Genomic DNA, 18630 nt, shown 5'->3' on the forward strand with positions numbered 1-18630 from the left:
TAAAATAGACTCCTTGTGACTCGATGGGATAGCAGATGAGTGTTTTACACGAGATTGTTCATGCGCTCTGGCATCAGGATTTCGCCGCGCTGGCCGATCCAAATGTGGTTTGGGTAGTTTACGGCGTGATGTTTCTGACGCTGTTTCTGGAGAACGGGCTGCTTCCCGCCTCTTTTTTGCCGGGCGACAGCCTGCTGCTGCTGGCGGGCGCGATGGTCGCCAAAGGCGTGATGGATTTTGTCCCCACCATGGTGATCCTTACCACGGCCGCCAGCCTCGGCTGCTGGCTGAGCTACCTTCAGGGACGGTGGCTCGGCAACACGCGCCTGGTGAAAAGCTGGCTGATGCACCTGCCGGCGCAATATCATCAGCGCGCGTGGCAGCTGTTCAATCGTCACGGCCTGATGGCGCTGCTGGTTGGCCGCTTCCTGGCGTTCGTGCGCACCATTCTGCCAACCATGGCGGGCATTTCCGGCCTGCAGAACGGCCGTTTCCAGCTGTTTAACTGGCTGAGCGGGCTGCTGTGGGTGGCGATTGTCGTGGCGTTTGGCTACGGCATCAGTCAGGTGCCCTTTATCAAACGCCATGAAGATCAGGTGATGGCGATCCTGATGGTGCTGCCGATGGTGCTGCTGTTTGTCGGCCTCGCGGGCAGCATCGTGGTGATCTGGAAAAAACGTCGCCAGAAACAGGCCTGATCGCGCGGCGTCAGGCCTGTGGTTCCGCCACTGTCTGACGCACGCGGCTAATCTCCTCTCCCGGCGTCACGCCGAAATAGCGCTTAAACTCCCGTGAAAACTGCGATGGGCTTTCGTAGCCCACCCGCACCGCCGCCGCGCTCGCCTTCAGCCCGTCATGCAGCATCAGCAGCCGCGCCTGATGCAGACGGTAGCGCTTCAGGTACTGCAGCGGCGAGGTTTGCGTCACCGCCTTGAAGTTGTGATGAAACGCCGAGACGCTCATGTTTACCTCCGCCGCCAGCGCATCGACGCTGAGGTTGTCCGCATAGTGGTTTTCAATGCGGCGCAGCGCGCGGGCGATCTGGCTAAACTGGGTCTGGCGGCTCACCAGCGACAGCAGCGCGCCGCCCGTCGGCCCGGTCAGCACGTAGTAGATAATCTCCCGCACGATCTGCGGCCCCAGCACGCGCGCGTCGCGCGGATGCACCATAACGTCCAGCAGGCGCTCCGCCGCGCACAGCATCGGCTCGGTCAGCCAGGCAGAGTGAATGCCGGAAGTCTGCGGCTGCGGCTGGAAATCTTCGTCGTCGCCGATTTCGATCAGCAGATCCTGCAGGCTGGCGGTGTCGACCGTCAGGAACATGCCGGCGACCGGCTCTTCCGGCGACGCCCAGGTTTCGCACTCGACCGGCAGCGGCACGGTGAGCATCAAATATTTCGTGGCGTCATAGGTAAAAACGGTGCTGCCGAGATAGCCGGTTTTGCTGCCCTGAAACAGAATCACGATACCGGGCTGGTACATCATCGGCGTACGCGGCTGATATTGATTAAGGTAGATCAGGTTGACGTTTTGCACCGGGCAAAGGCGGTTGCGTCCGTGGGTCATTAAGGTCACGACCTGGTTCGCCAGGTGCTGACACAAAGCTTCGTGCGCCATGCATATCTCTCGCAGGATAAAGAAACCAGTCTGCCAGGCTGCTGCGAAATTCGCCACTGAAATGGAGAAACAGGCAAGACTTCCGCAGAATCAGGCAGGGCGGGAAACGGAATTGCCGCCCACAATGAAACGGGGGCAGGTTTGTTGACTAGACTTAAGCCTCACAGGTTCACTGCAACAGAAAGGAGCACCTATGGCAGATCAACCGATTATCAAACTGCACGACGGCAATATGATGCCGCAGCTGGGGCTTGGCGTATGGCAGGCAAGCAACGAAGATGCCCACCGCGCCGTGCTTAAGGCGCTGGAGGTCGGCTACCGCTCGATCGACACCGCTGCCGCCTATAAAAACGAAGAGGCGATCGGCCAGGCGTTACAGGATACCGACGTGCCGCGCGAAGAGATTTTCGTTACCACCAAACTGTGGAATGACGATCAGCAGAATGTGCAGCAGGCGATGGAAACCAGCCTGAAAAAACTGCAGCTGGAGCAGGTCGATCTCTACCTGATGCACTGGCCGTGCCCGGAGAAAGATCACTATGTCGATGCCTGGAAAGAGATGATCAAGCTGCAGCAGCAGGGGCTAACCAAAAGCATCGGCGTCTGTAACTTCCACGAAGCGCACCTGAAGCGCCTGCTGGATGAAACCGGCGTCTCGCCGGTCGTCAATCAGATCGAGCTGCATCCGATGCTGCAGCAGCGCACGCTGCACGCGTGGAATGCCATGCATCAGATCCAGACCGAGTCCTGGAGCCCGCTGGCGCAGGGCGGCGAAGGCGTGTTCGATCAGGAGATTATTCGCCAGCTGGCGAAGAAGTACGGCAAAACCCCGGCGCAAATCGTTATCCGCTGGCACCTCGACAGCGGGCTGGTGGTGATCCCGAAATCAGTGACGCCTGAGCGTATCGCGGAGAATTTCGCCGTGTTCGATTTCCGGCTGGAGAAGCCGGAGCTGAGCGAAATCGCGAAGCTGGATCGCGGCAACCGTCTGGGACCGGACCCGGAAACCTTCAATTAATGCAGGCTACGCGCGCTGTCCTTGCGGGCAGCGCGCCCTTTTCGCCTGGCTCCTTACGCCGTCGGCTGCACCAGCAGCTGCCCCGCCGTGCCGAGATCGGCCAGCTCCAGCGTCTGGCTGTAGTAGACGAAGGGGAAATGATCGGACGAGCTTTGCGGAAAGCTCACCAGCAGCTCGACCTCGCCATCCACCCAGACGGTGTCTTTCCAGCCGCGATCTTCGCCCATCGGCTGCGCGCCGTTGACGCTCTTGATCAGGAACATCGCCCCCTGAATATGCATCGCCTGCGGCCGGTCGGCGCGCAGGATCCAGCGTTCGAAGGTGCCCTGCTGCACGGTGGTGTCGATGCGGTTCATATCCCACTGCGCGCCGTTGATGCCCGGCAGATCTTCGCCGATGCGGAATTCGCGCGTGCGCGTCGCCATGCCGTCGAGGATCTGATCCGCCAGCAGGCGCATCGGCAGATTATCGGTCACCAGCGGCAGCAGACCGGTCGGACGCAGCGTCAGCACCAGCGTGTTGGTGAGGATCGATGAGGGTTCGAACAGGCCGCGCAGGCGGTCCATAATGCCCGCCGCCGTGCCGGCGGTAATCGATACCTCGTCGCCCTGAGACATATCGATCAGCACTTCGCGGCGCTCGCCTGGCGCCAGCGAGAGCTGCTGCACCGCCACCGGCGCGGGCAGAAAGCCCTGATCGCTGGCGATAACGGTAAAGGGGCGGTTATCGCTCAGCGACAGCTGGTAGCGCCGCGCGTTCGAGGCGTTGAGCAGGCGCAGGCGCACCCAGCCGCGCGACACCTCGACAAAGGGATTCTGCACGCCGTTGACCAGCAGCACGTCGCCGAGAAAGCCGCCGTCGCGCGGCGGATCGTAGGCGGGCGTGCCGAAGTTATCGAGGCGCTTGTCCTGAATGATCAGCGGGAAGTCGTCGACGCCGTAGTGGCGCGGCAGCGGCAGCTGCTTGCTCACCTCATCCTCGATAAGCCACATGCCCGCCAGCCCGTTGTAGATGTGCGGCGCCATGCGGTTCGGCGTGCTGGCGTGATACCAGCAGGTCGCGGCGTTCTGGCGGATCGGCAGCACCGGCGCCCAGTCAGCGCCGGCGGACATCATGCGCGGCGCGCCGCCCATCAGCGCGCCAGGCACCTGCAGGCCGCTGACGGTCATCGCCACCGGCTCGTTAAGACGGTTGCTGTAGATGAGCTTAACGTCGTCGCCGCTGTAGACGCGCACCGTCGGGCCGAGATAGAGCCCGTTTACGCCCCATACCGGCACTTTGTTGTTGTTGCCGAGAAAGGACCAGTGGCTGCGCATCAGCGTCAGAAAGATCGGCTGACCGCGACGCGATTCGATAAGCGGCGGCACCGGCAGCGGCGTATCGCCGCCGGGCGCGGAGGCGGCGCGCGCCGCAGAAGGTAGGAGACCTGCGCTAAGCGCAGCGCCAGCAGAAAGCTGGATAAACTGTCGTCTGCTGAAAGACATAGAACGTCAAACCCTTTACGCGTGGCGCTTGCGCGCCAGCCGATTGTTATTCTTGATTTATTGCTGTGTTGCGTCGCGGCGGGCAGAGCGCGCCGCGTGCATCCGTGCGGGTGCCGACGAGAGGCTGGCCGGTCAGAGTTTACCGCTTTTTTCGCGCGCTTCGACTTCGGCGTTGAGCGCTTCCAGTTTCTCCATCATCATCTCACGACAATGGGTGGCGAGCTTGCGCACCGACTGCGTGGTGTAGCCGCTGGTGTCGACCGGCGGCAGCATCTCGACGATCACCAGCCCGTTTTTCAGGCGGTTAAGGTCGATCTTGCCGTGCGTGTTGGAGACCACGATAGGAATAATGGGCACGCCTGCCGCCACGGCCGCATGGAACGCGCCGGTTTTAAAAGGTAGCAGACCACGGCCGCGGCTGCGCGTGCCTTCGGGGAACATCCAGAACGAGATGCGCTTCTTTTTAAACTGATCGATCAGCTGGCTGATGGTGCCGTGCGCCTTCGAGCGGTTGTCCCGGTCAATCAGCAGGTTGCCGGTCAGCCAGTAGAGCAGACCGAAGAACGGTACCCACAGCAGGCTCTTTTTGCCCACCGTTACGGTCGTCGGCTGAACAATCTTCGCCGCCGTGATCATGTCGTAGTTGTTCTGGTGGTTGGCGATATAGATAGCGTTGCCGTAGTGGGCCGCCTCAGGCGGTTTACGCAGCTCGACCTTTATGCCGAATACGCCGGAAAGACGGCCGAAGAGATGGCCGAAGGTGGCGACGTGGCGCGGGTTGCGCGGCGAAAACAGACACCAGATGCAGCCGAAAACGCAGACCAGAATCGAGTAAATCACCACAAAGATGGTGCGCAGTACTAATAACATATATCCCTCATTATGGCGCGGCGGAGAGAAGGCTCCGCCGCATTGCTCAGGCTTCGCCGTCTTCGCTGACGGCACGCGCTGGGGCATCCAGCTCTACCTTGTCGATACGCTGCAGGCCGCGCGGCAGCAGCGTGCCGCGACGTCCGCGATCGGCGCGGAACTTCTGCAGCTCTTCGCTGCGCAGCACCAGCTTGCGCTTGCCGACATAGAGCGTGACCGCGCTGCCCGGCGGCAGGATCAGCAGCCACGCCAGCTTGTCGTTGCCCGCCGCGGCGTCCGCCGCCGGGATAGAGATAATTTTGTTGCCTTTGCCTTTCGACATCTGCGGCAGCTCGCCGACCGGGAACATCAGCATACGTCCCGCCTGCGTAATTGCCAGCAGCATGTCATCTTCGTGATGCACCGCCATCGGCGTCATGACGCGCGCGTTGTCCGGCAGCGTCAGCAGCGCTTTGCCGGCGCGGTTGCGCGACACCAGATCGGCGAAGGTGCAGATAAAGCCGTAGCCGGCGTCGGACGCCATCAGCAGCTTCTGCTCGTCCGCCTCCATCAGCACCTGCTCTACCACCGCGCCCGGCGGCGGCGTCAGCTTGCCGGTCAGCGGCTCGCCCTGCCCGCGCGCCGACGGCAGCGAGGTGGGATCGAGCGTATAGCTGCGTCCGGTGGAGTCGATAAAGGCGACCGGCTGGTTGCTTTTGCCGCGCGCCGCAGCCAGATAGCTGTCGCCCGCTTTATAACTCAGCCCTGACGGATCGATATCGTGGCCCTTGGCGCTGCGCACCCAGCCCATCTGCGACAGGACAATGGTGACCGGCTCGGACGGCACCAGTTCGTTTTCGCTCAGCGCTTTGGCCTCTTCGCGCTCGTGGAGCGGCGAACGGCGATCGTCGCCGTAGGCGGCGGCGTCCGCCTGCAGCTCTTTCTTCAGCAGGGTATTCATCTTGCGCTCAGAGGCGAGGATCGCCTGAATCTGATCGCGCTCTTTTTCCAGCTCGCTCTGCTCGCCGCGGATCTTCATCTCTTCCAGCTTCGCCAGATGGCGCAGTTTCAGCTCGAGGATGGCTTCCGCCTGCGTTTCACTGATGCCGAAGCGCGACATCAGCACCGGCTTAGGCTCATCCTCGCTGCGGATGATATGGATCACCTCGTCGATATTGAGGAAGGCGACCAGCAGGCCCTCAAGGATATGCAGACGACGCAGCACGCGCTCAAGGCGATGGTTAAGACGACGCTTAACGGTGTCGCGGCGGAACACCAGCCATTCCGACAGGATCTCCAGCAGGTTTTTCACCGACGGGCGGCTGTCGAGGCCGATCATGTTAAGGTTAACGCGGTAGCTCTTTTCGAGATCGGTGGTGGCGAACAGGTGATGCATTACCTGATCGAGATCCACGCGGTTCGAACGCGGCACGATCACCAGGCGGGTCGGGTTTTCATGATCCGACTCGTCGCGCAGATCTTCCACCATCGGCAGTTTTTTATTGCGCATCTGAGCGGCGATCTGCTCCAGCACGCGCGCGCCGGAAACCTGGTGCGGCAGCGCGGTGATCACCACCTCGCCATCCTCTTTTTTCCACACCGCGCGCTGGCGAACAGAGCCGCGGCCGGTCTGGTAAATTTTACGGATCTCGTCGCGCGGCGTAATAATCTCCGCCTCGGTGGGATAATCGGGGCCCTGCACGATATCCAGCAGCGCGTCGAGGCTGGTGTTCGGCTTATCGATCAGGGCGATCGCCGCCTGCGCCACTTCGCGCAGGTTGTGCGGCGGAATATCGGTCGCCATGCCGACGGCGATGCCGGTCGTGCCGTTCAGCAGAATGTTCGGCAGCCGCGCGGGCAGCATTTTCGGCTCCTGCATCGTGCCGTCAAAGTTCGGCACGAAGTCCACCGTGCCCTGGCCCAGCTCGCCGAGCAGCACTTCCGCATATTTAGACAGGCGGGATTCGGTGTAGCGCATCGCCGCGAAGGATTTCGGATCGTCAGGGGCGCCCCAGTTGCCCTGGCCATCCACCAGCGGATAGCGATAGGAGAACGGCTGCGCCATCAGCACCATCGCTTCATAGCAGGCGCTGTCGCCGTGCGGATGGTATTTACCCAGCACGTCGCCCACGGTACGCGCGGATTTCTTGAATTTGGCGCTGGCGCTCAGGCCGAGCTCCGACATAGCGTAGACGATACGGCGCTGTACCGGCTTCAGACCGTCGCCGATATAGGGCAAGGCGCGATCCATGATGACGTACATCGAGTAGTTCAGGTACGCGTTTTCGGTAAATGTGTGCAGGGCAAGACGCTCTGCACCATCCTGCGTCAATTCACTCATTGAATTTTTATCCTCACTTCGTGTCCCGCAATGGCGAAACACCCGGCGGTTATTTGGCGAGGATAGTACCTCAATCGCCAGAATTAGTCACAGGGAAGCGCAGTGCGGCACAGGATTGGCGACCGCGACGATCAACGCGCCGCGCCCATCCACTGCGCCGCGATACGCGCATATTCGCCGGTAGCGGTGGCGAGGTGCAGCCACTGGTCGATATAGGCTTTCCAGCTCATATCGTCGCGCGGGATCATGTAGGCTTTTTCGCCGTACTGCAGCGGCGCCTGCGGATCAATGGCGCAGAGTTGCGGGTAGCGCTGCTGCTGGTAGAGCGCTTCGGAGGCGTCAGTGATCATCACGTCAGCCTTCCCGTCCACCAGCTGCTGGAAAATCGTGACGTTATCGTGGAACAGGGTCAGCGTCGCCTGCGGCAGATGGCTGTGGACAAAGGCTTCGTTGGTGCCGCCCGCCGGTTCGATCACGCGTACCGCCGGCGCGTTAAGCTGCGCGAGCGTGCCATATTTCGCCTTGTCGGCGCAGCGCACCAGCGGAATCTTGCCGTCGACGCCGAGCGGCTGGGCGAACCAGGCTGTCTGCTGGCGCTTCAGCGTCACCGACACGCCGCCCAGCGCAATATCGCACTGCTTCTCTTTGAAATCCTGCGACAGGGTTTTCCAGGTCGTCGGCACCCAGCTGATCTTCGCGTCCAGGCTGGCGGCCAGCGACTGCGCCATGCTGATATCCAGCCCCTCGTACTGGCCGTCCGGGCGCAGCCAGGTGTAGGGCTTGTAGTCGCCGGTGGTGCAGACCTTCAGAGTTTTGCTGGCGAGGATCTGATCCAGACGGGAGTCCGCCTGCGCGACGCCGCTGGCCAGCAGCAGCGCGCTGATAAGGTATGTGCGCATTATTGTTCTTCTGTTTGACGTGATGAGTGTTGTTGAAGTGTGTCATAAGCCGCTGGATTATTGCTTCCAGCGCAAAAGTCTTGTGATCTGAATCCCATTTTTCTGCCGCCGCTAAGGGCGTAAAGTAGCCCTCTATTGCAACACACATGAGATTAGCGAATGAATATTCTGATTATCGACGGCGGTAAAACCTTCGCCCACTCCAAAGGCGAGCTGAACCATACCCTGACCGAGGTTGCGGCCAGCCAGCTGCGCGATTTAGGCCATCAGGTTAACGTCACCCTGGCCGACAGCGACTATGTTATCGCGGATGAAGTGCAGAAGTATCTCGACAGCGACGTGGTGATTTACCAGATGCCAGGCTGGTGGATGGGCGAGCCCTGGACGGTGAAGCGCTATATCGACGAAGTCTTTACCGAGGGTCACGGTTCGCTCTACGCCAGCGACGGCCGCTCGCGCGCCGACGCCAGCAAAAAGTATGGCTCGGGCGGCCTGCTGCAGGGCAAAAAATATATGCTGTCGCTGACCTGGAACGCGCCGCTGGAGGCCTTTACCGATCCCGACCAGTTCTTTGAAGGCGTCGGCGTCGACGGTCTCTATCTGCACTTCCATAAAGCCAACCAGTTCCTGGGAATGGAAGCGCTGCCGACCTTTATCTGCAACGACGTCATCAAGATGCCGGACGTGCCGCGCGATATCGCACGTTATCGGACACATCTCAGCGAGATCTTTGCTTAACTGAAAGCGGACCCGCAAACAAGGAGACGTACATGCTAACGGTAGTGGCTGAAATTTGTATTAAACCAGGACATCGCAATAAAGTGCTGGAGGCGATCAAGTCGCTTATCCCGTCGGTGCTGGCCGAAGAGGGCTGCCACCAGTACGACGCGCTGGTCGATCATCAGGCGCAGGTGCCGTGGAAGCAGAATTCACCCGACTCCATTTTTATGCTGGAGCAGTGGGAGTCGCTGCGCCACCTGGAGCAGCATCAGCAGATGCCGCACATGGAAACGCATCGCGAGAAGATTAAAGACGACGTGCTGGACGTGAAGATTCTGGTGCTGGAGCCGACCGCCTGACGTCACAGGCTGTCACGCGCCGCGCGCCTCAGGACGCGCGGCTTTTTTTTGTCAGAACAGCGCCTGCGAGGCGATCTCCTGATGGAGAAAGTCGAGAAAACAGGTAATGCGCGACGCCAGCTCCGCGTTGCGGTAGTAAACGGCATGTACGGGCAGCCTGACGTCATGCGTCTGCTGCACCAGCACCTCTTTTAGCCGGCCGGCGGCGAGATCCTGATGGCTGACGAAGTCGGATATGCGCGCAATGCCCTGTCCCGCCAGAGCGAGCTGGCGAATGATTTCGCCGCTGGAGGCGGCAATGGTCGGCTGAATGCGCAGCAGCTCGCCTTCACGCTGCCAGACGGGCCAGACGTTATGCATCTCCAGCTGGCTGAAGCCGATAAGCTGATGCTGCGCCAGCGCCTCGACGCTCTGCGGTTCGCCATATTTCTGCAGATAGGCGGGACTGGCCAGCAGCCGAACCCGGCTGCTGCCGAGCATCCGGGCGCGCATGGTGGAATCCCGCAGCTCGCCGATGCGAATAGCGATATCGGTCTGCTGCTCCAGCAGATCGATAACGATATCGTCGGTATTGAGTTCGAGCTGGATCAGCGGATAGCGCTGCCGGAATGCGCCGATCAGCGGCACGATGACGTGCTGCATAAAAGGCGCGGCGGCGTTGATGCGCAGGCGGCCAGAGGGCGTCTCCCGGCGTCGGGCGATCTGCTCTTCCGCCTGTTCAACGGAGAGCAAAATCTGGCGCGCGTGGGTCAGGAAAAGATGGCCCTCTTCGGTCAGGGCCAGCCGCCGCGTGGTACGGTGCAGCAAGGTGCTGTTGAGTTTGGCTTCGAGGCGGCTCAGGGCGCGGCTCACGCCTGAACTGGTTTGATCCAGCAGCTCCGCCGCCGAGGTGATTGAACCGCAGTCCGCCACCGCCACCAGCACGCGCAGCTCTTCCAGCGTGACTTTCATCGTCTACTCCGGTGCGCGGCGGACGCGCGATTCAGGCCGCAGCCCGGGATCGCGCGCCGTGCCGCAGCGCGAGGATTACACTTCGATATCGGCCATATCGCCTTTTTCCTGCAGCCAGTTGCGGCGATCTTCCGAACGCTTCTTGGCCAGCAGCATATCCATTACGCGCAGCGTCTGCTCGATGTCGCTATCGTCTATCGTTAGCTGCACCAGGCGGCGCGTATTAGGGTCGAGGGTGGTTTCGCGCAGCTGCAGCGGGTTCATCTCGCCCAGCCCTTTAAAGCGCTGCACGTTCGGCTTGCCTTTCTTGCGCTTAAGCTGCTCCAGCACGCCCTCTTTCTCATCTTCGTCGAGGGCGTAATAGACCTCTTTGCCGAGATCGATACGGTAGAGCGGCGGCATCGCGACGTAGACGTGGCCACCTTTCACCAGCGATCGGAAGTGCTTCACAAACAGCGCGCACAGCAGCGTGGCGATGTGCAGGCCGTCCGAGTCCGCATCGGCGAGGATGCAGATCTTGCCGTAGCGCAGCTGGCTGAGATCTTCGCTGTCGGGATCGATGCCGATCGCCACGGAGATGTCATGCACCTCCTGCGACGCCAGCACTTCGTCGGAAGAGACCTCCCAGGTATTGAGGATCTTGCCTTTGAGCGGCATGATCGCCTGATATTCGCGATCGCGCGCCTGCTTGGCAGATCCGCCTGCGGAGTCCCCTTCCACGAGGAAAAGCTCGGTTTTATTCAGATCCTGCGCGGTGCAGTCCGCCAGCTTGCCCGGCAGCGCCGGTCCGCTGGTGAGCTTTTTGCGCACTACTTTTTTCGCCGCGCGCATACGGCGCTGCGCGCTGGAGATCGCCAGCTCCGCCAGCTGCTCCGCCGCCTGCACGTTCTGGTTGAGCCACAGGCTGAAGGCGTCCTTCACCACCGCCGAGACGAAGGCGGCGCACTGGCGCGACGACAGGCGCTCTTTGGTCTGCCCGGCGAACTGCGGATCCTGCATCTTCACCGACAGCACGTAGGCGCAGCGATCCCAGATATCTTCCGCGGACAGCTTCACGCCGCGCGGCAGGATATTGCGGTATTCGCAGAACTCGCGCATCGCGTCGAGCAGCCCCTGACGCAGGCCGTTGACGTGCGTGCCGCCCTGCATGGTCGGGATCAGGTTGACGTAGCTTTCGGTCAGCAGCTCGCCGCCTTCCGGCAGCCACAGCAGCGCCCAGTCCACCGCCTCCGTATCGCCAGAGAAGCTGCCGACGAACGGTTTTTCCGGCAGGGTCGGCAGGCCGTTGACCGCTTCGCACAGGTAGTCGGTCAGGCCGTCTTCATAGCACCAGCGCTGTTCGGTATTGTTGACCTTGTCTTTAAAAACGATCTCCACGCCGGGGCAGAGCACCGCTTTGGCCTTCAGCAGATGGGTCAGACGGGAAACCGAGAAGCGCGGGCTGTCGAAGAAGCTTTCGTCAGGCCAGAAGTGCACGCTGGTGCCGGTATTGCGTTTAGCCACCGTGCCGGTTTTGGTCAGCTCTTGTACCTTCTCGCCGTTCTCGAACGCGATGTCATAGACCTCGCCGTTGCGGCGCACCGTGACTTCGACGCGCTTCGACAGGGCGTTGACCACGGAGATGCCGACGCCATGCAGGCCGCCTGAGAACTGATAGTTTTTGCTGGAGAACTTGCCGCCCGCATGCAGACGACACAGGATCAGCTCGACCGCAGGCACGCCCTCTTCCGGGTGGATATCTACCGGCATGCCGCGCCCGTCGTCGATGACCTCCAGCGACTGATCGGCGTGCAGAATCACTTCGACCCGTTTGGCATGGCCCGCCAGCGCCTCATCGACGCTGTTATCAATGACTTCCTGGCCAAGATGGTTAGGACGCGTCGTATCGGTGTACATGCCGGGACGACGGCGAACCGGCTCAAGGCCGGTCAGAACCTCAATAGCATCCGCGTTATAGCTTGATTGACTCATGATAAGTTTCTAATCAGAAGCGTGAAATTATGTGCAATTTCCGCGAGTTATTCGTGATTCAGACCCAGAAAGTCCAGAATCTGCGGGAAATAGCGCTCGAATCCGATAAACGCATGATTGCCGCCCTGCTCTACCGTTTGTCGGCACGCGCTGTAGTAGTCGAGCGCCTGGCGGTAATCAAGCACTTCGTCGCCCGTTTGTTGCAGCAGCCAGAGTAAATCGGGCGCTTCCAGCGGGTCAATCTGCATGACTTTCAGATCGTAAATGTGGCGAGACTCTAACACATATTGCTGGCCGGTGTAGGGATTCTGGTTCACCCCAAGGTAATCCGTCAGCAGCTCGAAAGGACGCACCGCCGGATTGACCACCACGGCGGGCAGCATAAAACACTGGGAGAGCCAGGTGGCGAGATAGCCGCCCAACGAGGAGCCGATTAAGCCGAGTGGCTGGCCGCTCAGGGCCATCACTTTCTCCTCCAGCAGCGCGGCGGCGTCGGCGGGAAACGCGGGCAGCTGCGGCACGATAACCTCGATATGCGGATGCGTCGCCGCCATCCACTGCCGCAGCTGCGTCGCCTTGGCGGAGCGCGGCGAGCTGTTGAAACCGTGCAGATAGAGCAGCGCCGCCATGCGTCAGTACCCGTCCGAGTCCAGGTCCGGGCGAAACGCGTCGGTTTGGAGCCGTTCCACTTCGGTCGCGAAAGAGCCGTCCGGATAGAGGGTAAACCAGCGCCAGCCCGGGGCGACGGTATCAATGGTGAAGCTGGTGCAGTGCGGTTTGAACTGCACGCAGGTCGAGGGGGTCGCCAGCACGCGGCGACCGCGCCAGTCGATATCCAGCTCCTGATGAATATGGCCGCACACCAAGGTGCGCGCCAAAGGATAGTGCTGCAGCACCGCGTCGAGCTGATGGGAATTGCGCAGGCTGTGCTGATCGAGCCAGGTGCAGCCGCTGGCCAGCGGATGATGATGCAGCACCACCAGCGTGTGGCGCTGCGGATAGAGCGCCAGCGTTTTATCGAGCCACTCCAGCTGATAGTCGCTCAGCATGCCGTGCGGCACGCCGAATACCTGGCTATCGAGCATCACCAGCTGCCACTGGTCGCCGAGCAGCACATGCTTGTGAGCGTCGATCTTCGCCTCGGCCAGCGTATCGACCATCGCCGGCTGGAAATCATGATTGCCCGGCAGCCAGACGCAGGGTTTCGGCAGGCGCGCGATGCCCTCAGCAAAGTGCTGATAGGCTTCGACAGAGTGATCCTGAGCGAGATCGCCGGTGGCGATAATCAGATCGTACTCGCGCTGCTGCGCCGCGATGGCGTCCAGCACCGCGTCATAACTCGCCCAGGTATTCACGCCCAGCAGCGATTCGTTTTTTCCAGCGAAAAGGTGGGTGTCCGTGATTTGCAAAATCCTGATCCCGGCCCCATTCGCCGCAGGAAGTGTTAGCAGGCTATCCAAAGCGTTTCCTTCGTCTCCACGCCGAATAATGCATTATCTGTGCGATCAGCAGACCGGCTCCGCCATCGCGCCCTGTGCCAGGCAGTAGCGTAGCCAGTCAGCAAGGAACTGGTTGATCTGATGTTTCTCGTCGCGCTGATGCAATTTTTTATTAGGATAATCATAGCGCGCTTTAAAGCGATAGATCTGCTGTGTTGAACACACTTCGGCGACCAGCGCATCATGATAGAGACGCACCGACATCGAAGGCAGGCTCCAGTAGCTGACGGTCGGTGCCACCTGGCGGATCTCCACCAGCGTGGTGTAGCGCGTGGACTCTTCTATGGTCAACTGATAGCGGGCGCCTTTTACCTGATAGACCACCGACGCGCCGGCCTCGTCGCTGCGCGGCAGCAAACGACGCAGCTGGGCGAAATTGGTTTCGCAAAGCCGCATCATTTCGGGGAAATCAGGGATATAGCGCTGTTTCATTTTAGCTTCCACTCTTCTCGTAGTTTTTCATGGTGCAACGCCAGCCATTGCAGGGCGATGACAGACGCCGCGTTGTCGATAATCCCCTCTTCCACCCAGCGGTAAGCCTGTTCGCGGCTTACCACATGCACAAGAATATCCTCATTCTCTTCCTCCAGGCCGTGGCATCCTTTTGCCAGGCTGGCATCCACTTCTCCCACCAGGATCGACAAGCGTTCGCTGGTGCCGCCAGGGCTGGCGAGGTAGTTTAACACGGGTTTAACCCGACCAACGGTCAGGCCCGCTTCTTCTACGGCCTCGCGTCGCACCACATCTTCGGCGCTTTCGTTGGGCTCGATAATGCCCGCCACCATCTCCAGCAGCCAGGGCGTTTCGCTGACGTCAAAGGCGGGAATGCGGATCTGTTCGATCAGCACCACTTCGTCGCGTAAGGGATCATAGGGTAGCAGCACCGCGGCGTGTCCACGCTCGAAAACTTCGCGTACCACCTCGTTGCTCATTTCGCCGTTAAAGCGGCGGTGACGAAACCGGTAACGAACAATGGAAAAAAAACCTTTCCAGGCGGTTTCGCGTGCAATAATTTCTACATCGTTTTTTGTAAAAGTCACTGGAGATTTTTTTTCGCCGCTCATTGTCGGGCTCCTTATGCAGATTGGGATGGAGCGGCGAAAAGCCAACCCCAGGTCTCCATCCGAGTGGTTCTTTCTGAATTATTTACGTAAATTAGGGGGAGAAGGCACGTTCAGCCAACTTATCTCACAGTCGCACTCTGCTAGAATCTGCGATTATTTTTTGGCTTATCCGGCAGCGCTACCCCTGTAATTTGCTGCAACAAAAGGAATGCAAATGAAAAAACTGCTCCCACTTCTTATTGGGCTGAGCCTGGCCGGTTTCAGCCTTGCCAGTCAGGCAGAGGACCTGCTGCAGGTCTATCAACAAGCGCGTCTGAGCAACCCCGATTTGCGTAGTTCCGCTGCTAACCGCGACGCCGCCTTTGAAAAGATTAATGAAGCGCGCAGTCCTTTGTTGCCTCAGTTAGGTTTAGGCGCGGATTACACCTATAGCAATGGTTATCGCGACAGTAGCGGCCTTCATTCCAACACGACCAGCGGATCGCTGCAATTAACCCAGACCATTTTCGACATGTCGAAATGGCGCAACCTGACGCTGCAGGAAAAAACTGCCGGCATTCAGGACGTCACCTATCAGGTCGCGCAGCAGGATTTGATCCTGAATACCGCTACCGCTTATTTCAACGTATTAAAGGCGATCGATACCCTTTCATACATCGAAGCGCAAAAACAGTCGATCTATCGCGAGCTGGATCAGACCACGCAGCGTTTCAACGTTGGCCTGGTGGCGATTACCGACGTGCAGAACGCCCGCGCGCAGTATGACAGCGTGCTGGCGAACGAAGTGACCGCGCGCAACAACCTCGACAATATGGTCGAGGCGCTGCGTCAGATTACCGGCAACGACTACCTTGCGCTGGCGTCGCTGAATATCGATCGCTTCAAAACCACTAAACCGGACGCGGTCAGCGCGCTGCTGAAGCAGGCGGAGAGCCGTAACCTGAACCTGCTGTCGGCGCGTCTGAATCAGGATCTGGCGCGCGAGCAGATCCGCTATGCGGAAACCGGCCATATGCCGACGCTGGATTTGACCGCGTCAACCGGCCTGTCGAACAGCAAATATGGTGGCAGCCGCGCCAACCAGAGCGCCGGCAGCACCGACTCGATCAGCGGCACCAACCAGGTGGGCCTGAGCTTCTCGCTGCCGCTCTATAGCGGCGGCGCGGTCACTTCGCAGGTGAAGCAGGCGCAGTATAACTACGTCAGCGCCAGCGAGCAGCTGGAGAGCGCGCATCGCTCTGCCGTGCAGACCGTGCGTTCCTCTTATAATAACGTCAACGCCTCTGTCAGCAGCATCGACGCCTATAAACAGGCGGTGGTCTCTGCGCAAAGCTCGCTGAACGCCATGGAAGCGGGCTATCAGGTCGGCACGCGCACCATCGTCGACGTGCTGGATGCGACCACGACGCTCTACAACGCCAAGCAGCAGCTCTCTGACGCGCGCTACAGCTACCTGATCAATCAGCTCAATATCAAATATGCGCTGGGTACGCTGAACGAGCAGGATCTGCAGCAGCTGAACAGCCAGCTCGGCAAAGAGATTTCGACCTCGCCAGAAAGCGTTGCGCCGGAAAACCCGCAGCAGACCGCACGCGTCAACGACGGTCTGTCAGCAGAGCCGGCGGCTCCGACAGCGCGCCCTGCCGCTCAGCGCAGCAGCGCGAATCCGTTCCGCAATTGATCTTCAACGGGCCGCTTTGCGGCCCGTCTTGACTGTGCCAACGTGCGTGACATGGACCGATCGCAAAGTCGCAAAATCGGCATCCCTGCCAGCTCGACACGCGCCCTCCCTGGCGCGTGACGCTTTGCTCTTCGGTCCACATCACACCCGTTTCGAGTTCCAGCAGCAGGCTATAACGGCCGCTTTGCGGCCCGTCTCGCCGTTAAACGTATAACAACGTAAAGATCCTTTCCTCATCAGGCCCTCAGCTTCATTTTCCACCACCGATCCCCTATCCTGAGCATCACCTTTGGGCAGAGGACGACAACGATGAAACGGACAAAAAATATTCGCCATGCCGCTTTTCGCAAAAGCTGGCAGGCACGCCACTTAACGCCGGTCGCATTGGCCATCGCCGCGGTATTTACCCTGGCGGGCTGCGAACAGAGCGATGAAACGGTCTCGATGTATCAAAACGCGGATGACTGCAGCAAGGCCAATCCAGGCCAGAGCGCGCAGTGCACCACCGCCTACAACAACGCGCTGAAAGAAGCGGAGCGCACCGCGCCGAAATACGCCTCACGCGAAGACTGCGTTGCGGAATTCGGTGAGAACCAGTGCCAGCAAGCGCCGGCGCAGGCTGGCGTTGGCACGACGCAGAACGCCGAAGCGCAGCAGAGCGGCAGTTTCTGGATGCCGCTAATGGCGGGTTATATGATGGGACGCCTGATGGGCGGCGGCGCAGGTTTCGCTCAGCAGCCGCTCTTCTCTCCGCGCACCCCGAACAGCCCGGCGAACGGCCAGTTTGTTGACGCGTCAGGCAAAAACTACGGCGCTGCTACCTCCGGCCGCACCATGAACGTGCCGAAAACCGCGCTGGCGCCGAAACCGGCTACCACTTCGACCATCACGCGCGGCGGCTTCGGCGAAACGGTCGCGAAGCAGAACAGCATGGCGCGCAGCAGCGCTACCGGCACCTCCAGCCGTTCGCTGGGAGGCTGAAGCCGTTATGCAACGCATTGCAATCAACGAGCGTCCCGACTGGCGCGAAAAAGCCACGGAATATGGCTTTCGTTTTCACACTATGCACGGCGAGCCGTACTGGTGCGAAGATGCCTACTACCAGTTCACGCTGGCGCAGATAGATAAGCTGGAAGCGACCACTGCGGAGCTGCACCAGATGTGTCTGCAGGTGGTGGAAAAAGTGGTGGGCAGCGAGCAGCTGCTGGAAAAATTCCGCATTCCGAAGCACACCTGGGATTTCGTGCGCGACTCCTGGAAGCAGCGCCAGCCGTCGCTCTATTCGCGCCTCGATCTCGCCTGGGACGGACAGGGCGACGCTAAGCTGCTGGAGAACAATGCGGACACGCCGACCTCGCTTTACGAAGCGGCCTTTTTTCAGTGGATCTGGCTGGAAGATCAGCTCAACGCCGGTCAGCTGCCGCCGGGCAGCGACCAGTTCAACAGCCTGCAGGAGAAACTGATCGAGCGTTTCGCCGCGCTGCATCAGCAGCATGGTTTTCAGTGGCTGCACTTCGCCTGCTGTCGCGATACCGAAGAGGATCGCGGCACGGTGCAGTACCTGCAGGACTGCGCCACCGAAGCGGGTTTGCCGAGCGAATTCCTCTATATCGACGAAATCGGCCTCGGCGATAAGGGCCAGTTCACCGACGTGCAGGATCAGGTGATCAGCAACCTGTTCAAGCTCTATCCATGGGAGTTTATGCTGCGCGAGATCTTCTCCACCAAGCTGGCGGATGCGGGCGTGCGCTGGCTGGAACCGGCCTGGAAAAGCATCGTCTCCAACAAGGCGCTGCTGCCGATGCTGTGGCAGATGTTCCCCAATCATCCTAACCTGCTGCCCGCTTATTTCGCCGAGGACAACGTGCCGCACATGGATAAATATGTGGTGAAGCCGCTGTTCTCGCGCGAAGGTGCCAATATTCGCATCGTGGAAAATGGTCAGGAAATTGCGCGCGTCGACGGGCCTTACGGCGAAGAGGGCATGATCGTGCAGCAGTTCTACCCGCTGCCGAAGTTCGGCGACAGCTACACGCTGATCGGTAGCTGGCTGATCGACGATCAGCCGGCCGGCATCGGCCTGCGCGAGGATCGCGACCTGATCACTCAGGATCTTTCGCGCTTCTATCCCCACGCTTTTGTCGAATAAACAGAGCGGGCCGCCTCGGCCCGCCTTT

Annotated in this window: 18 protein-coding genes; 7 read left to right on the forward strand and 11 right to left on the reverse strand. The window is 60.3% G+C overall.

Annotated features, from left to right (window positions below; translation table 11 throughout):
* Window positions 1-35: 35 nt before the first annotated feature.
* Window positions 36-698: a DedA family protein gene (locus tag HA46_RS07400; RefSeq protein WP_033792217.1), complete on the forward strand. Its 663-nt coding sequence runs from the start codon at window positions 36-38 to the stop codon at window positions 696-698.
* Between the two features lie 10 nt (window positions 699-708).
* Here the strand turns inward: HA46_RS07400 and HA46_RS07405 are convergent, their stop codons facing one another.
* On the reverse strand, window positions 709-1617 hold the full coding sequence (locus HA46_RS07405) for an AraC family transcriptional regulator (protein WP_033792218.1): 909 nt from the start codon (window positions 1615-1617) through the stop codon (window positions 709-711).
* Window positions 1618-1810: 193 nt separating this feature from the next.
* Here HA46_RS07405 and dkgA point away from each other — a divergent pair, with 193 nt between their 5' ends.
* The gene (dkgA, locus tag HA46_RS07410) at window positions 1811-2635 is read left to right on the forward strand and encodes a 2,5-didehydrogluconate reductase DkgA (protein WP_033792219.1); all 825 of its coding nucleotides are present in this window, start codon (window positions 1811-1813) and stop codon (window positions 2633-2635) included.
* Between the two features lie 53 nt (window positions 2636-2688).
* Here the strand turns inward: dkgA and ftsP are convergent, their stop codons facing one another.
* From ftsP to HA46_RS07430, 4 genes are all read right to left on the reverse strand, one after another.
* Complete coding sequence (gene ftsP / locus HA46_RS07415) at window positions 2689-4119, reverse strand: cell division protein FtsP (RefSeq protein ID WP_084883384.1); 1431 nt, start codon at window positions 4117-4119, stop codon at window positions 2689-2691.
* Window positions 4120-4251: 132 nt separating this feature from the next.
* On the reverse strand, window positions 4252-4989 hold the full coding sequence (locus HA46_RS07420) for a 1-acylglycerol-3-phosphate O-acyltransferase (protein ID WP_084883388.1): 738 nt from the start codon (window positions 4987-4989) through the stop codon (window positions 4252-4254).
* 46 nt (window positions 4990-5035) lie between these two features.
* Entirely contained in the window at window positions 5036-7309 is a 2274-nt protein-coding gene (gene parC, locus HA46_RS07425) for a DNA topoisomerase IV subunit A (protein WP_033792221.1), read from the reverse strand.
* A gap of 131 nt (window positions 7310-7440) precedes the next feature.
* Window positions 7441-8208: a transporter substrate-binding domain-containing protein gene (locus HA46_RS07430; RefSeq protein WP_084883390.1), complete on the reverse strand. Its 768-nt coding sequence runs from the start codon at window positions 8206-8208 to the stop codon at window positions 7441-7443.
* A 159-nt stretch (window positions 8209-8367) separates the two neighbouring features.
* On the opposite strand from HA46_RS07430, the gene HA46_RS07435 reads away from it, so the two are divergent.
* Both HA46_RS07435 and HA46_RS07440 read left to right on the forward strand, forming a co-directional pair.
* Window positions 8368-8946, forward strand: a complete 579-nt coding sequence (locus HA46_RS07435; RefSeq protein WP_084883393.1) for an NAD(P)H-dependent oxidoreductase — start codon at window positions 8368-8370, stop codon at window positions 8944-8946.
* A gap of 32 nt (window positions 8947-8978) precedes the next feature.
* On the forward strand, window positions 8979-9287 hold the full coding sequence (locus tag HA46_RS07440) for a putative quinol monooxygenase (protein WP_033752459.1): 309 nt from the start codon (window positions 8979-8981) through the stop codon (window positions 9285-9287).
* Window positions 9288-9338: 51 nt separating this feature from the next.
* Here the strand turns inward: HA46_RS07440 and HA46_RS07445 are convergent, their stop codons facing one another.
* The 6 genes from HA46_RS07445 to nudF all read right to left on the reverse strand — a co-directional run bounded on the left by HA46_RS07445 (window position 9339) and on the right by nudF (window position 14772).
* Window positions 9339-10238, reverse strand: coding sequence for a LysR substrate-binding domain-containing protein (locus HA46_RS07445; protein WP_033792224.1), 900 nt, complete (start codon window positions 10236-10238; stop codon window positions 9339-9341).
* 75 nt (window positions 10239-10313) lie between these two features.
* A complete protein-coding gene (parE, locus tag HA46_RS07450; RefSeq protein WP_084883397.1) occupies window positions 10314-12209 on the reverse strand; it encodes a DNA topoisomerase IV subunit B in 1896 nt (631 codons plus the stop codon).
* A gap of 47 nt (window positions 12210-12256) precedes the next feature.
* A complete protein-coding gene (yqiA, locus tag HA46_RS07455) occupies window positions 12257-12838 on the reverse strand; it encodes an esterase YqiA (RefSeq protein ID WP_084883400.1) in 582 nt (193 codons plus the stop codon).
* Window positions 12839-12841: 3 nt separating this feature from the next.
* Window positions 12842-13669, reverse strand: a complete 828-nt coding sequence (gene cpdA, locus HA46_RS07460; protein WP_033792228.1) for a 3',5'-cyclic-AMP phosphodiesterase — start codon at window positions 13667-13669, stop codon at window positions 12842-12844.
* 45 nt (window positions 13670-13714) lie between these two features.
* Window positions 13715-14140, reverse strand: a complete 426-nt coding sequence (locus HA46_RS07465; RefSeq protein ID WP_033792229.1) for a DUF1249 family protein — start codon at window positions 14138-14140, stop codon at window positions 13715-13717.
* Entirely contained in the window at window positions 14137-14772 is a 636-nt protein-coding gene (gene nudF / locus HA46_RS07470; protein WP_033752469.1) for an ADP-ribose diphosphatase, read from the reverse strand. Before nudF ends, HA46_RS07465 begins: the two co-directional genes overlap by 4 nt.
* Window positions 14773-14986: 214 nt before the next feature.
* Here nudF and tolC point away from each other — a divergent pair, with 214 nt between their 5' ends.
* The 3 genes from tolC (at window position 14987) to HA46_RS07490 (ending at window position 18602) form a co-directional block, all read left to right on the forward strand.
* The gene (gene tolC, locus HA46_RS07480) at window positions 14987-16453 is read left to right on the forward strand and encodes an outer membrane channel protein TolC (RefSeq protein WP_084883404.1); all 1467 of its coding nucleotides are present in this window, start codon (window positions 14987-14989) and stop codon (window positions 16451-16453) included.
* A 309-nt stretch (window positions 16454-16762) separates the two neighbouring features.
* A complete protein-coding gene (locus HA46_RS07485) occupies window positions 16763-17434 on the forward strand; it encodes a DUF1190 family protein (protein WP_033792232.1) in 672 nt (223 codons plus the stop codon).
* A 7-nt stretch (window positions 17435-17441) separates the two neighbouring features.
* Window positions 17442-18602 (forward strand): glutathionylspermidine synthase family protein, encoded by a 1161-nt coding sequence (locus HA46_RS07490; RefSeq protein WP_033792234.1) that lies wholly within the window; start codon window positions 17442-17444, stop codon window positions 18600-18602.
* Window positions 18603-18630: the final 28 nt, after the last annotated feature.

It is taken from the genome of Pantoea septica, from assembly GCF_002095575.1.
Taxonomy (GTDB): domain Bacteria; phylum Pseudomonadota; class Gammaproteobacteria; order Enterobacterales; family Enterobacteriaceae; genus Pantoea; species Pantoea septica.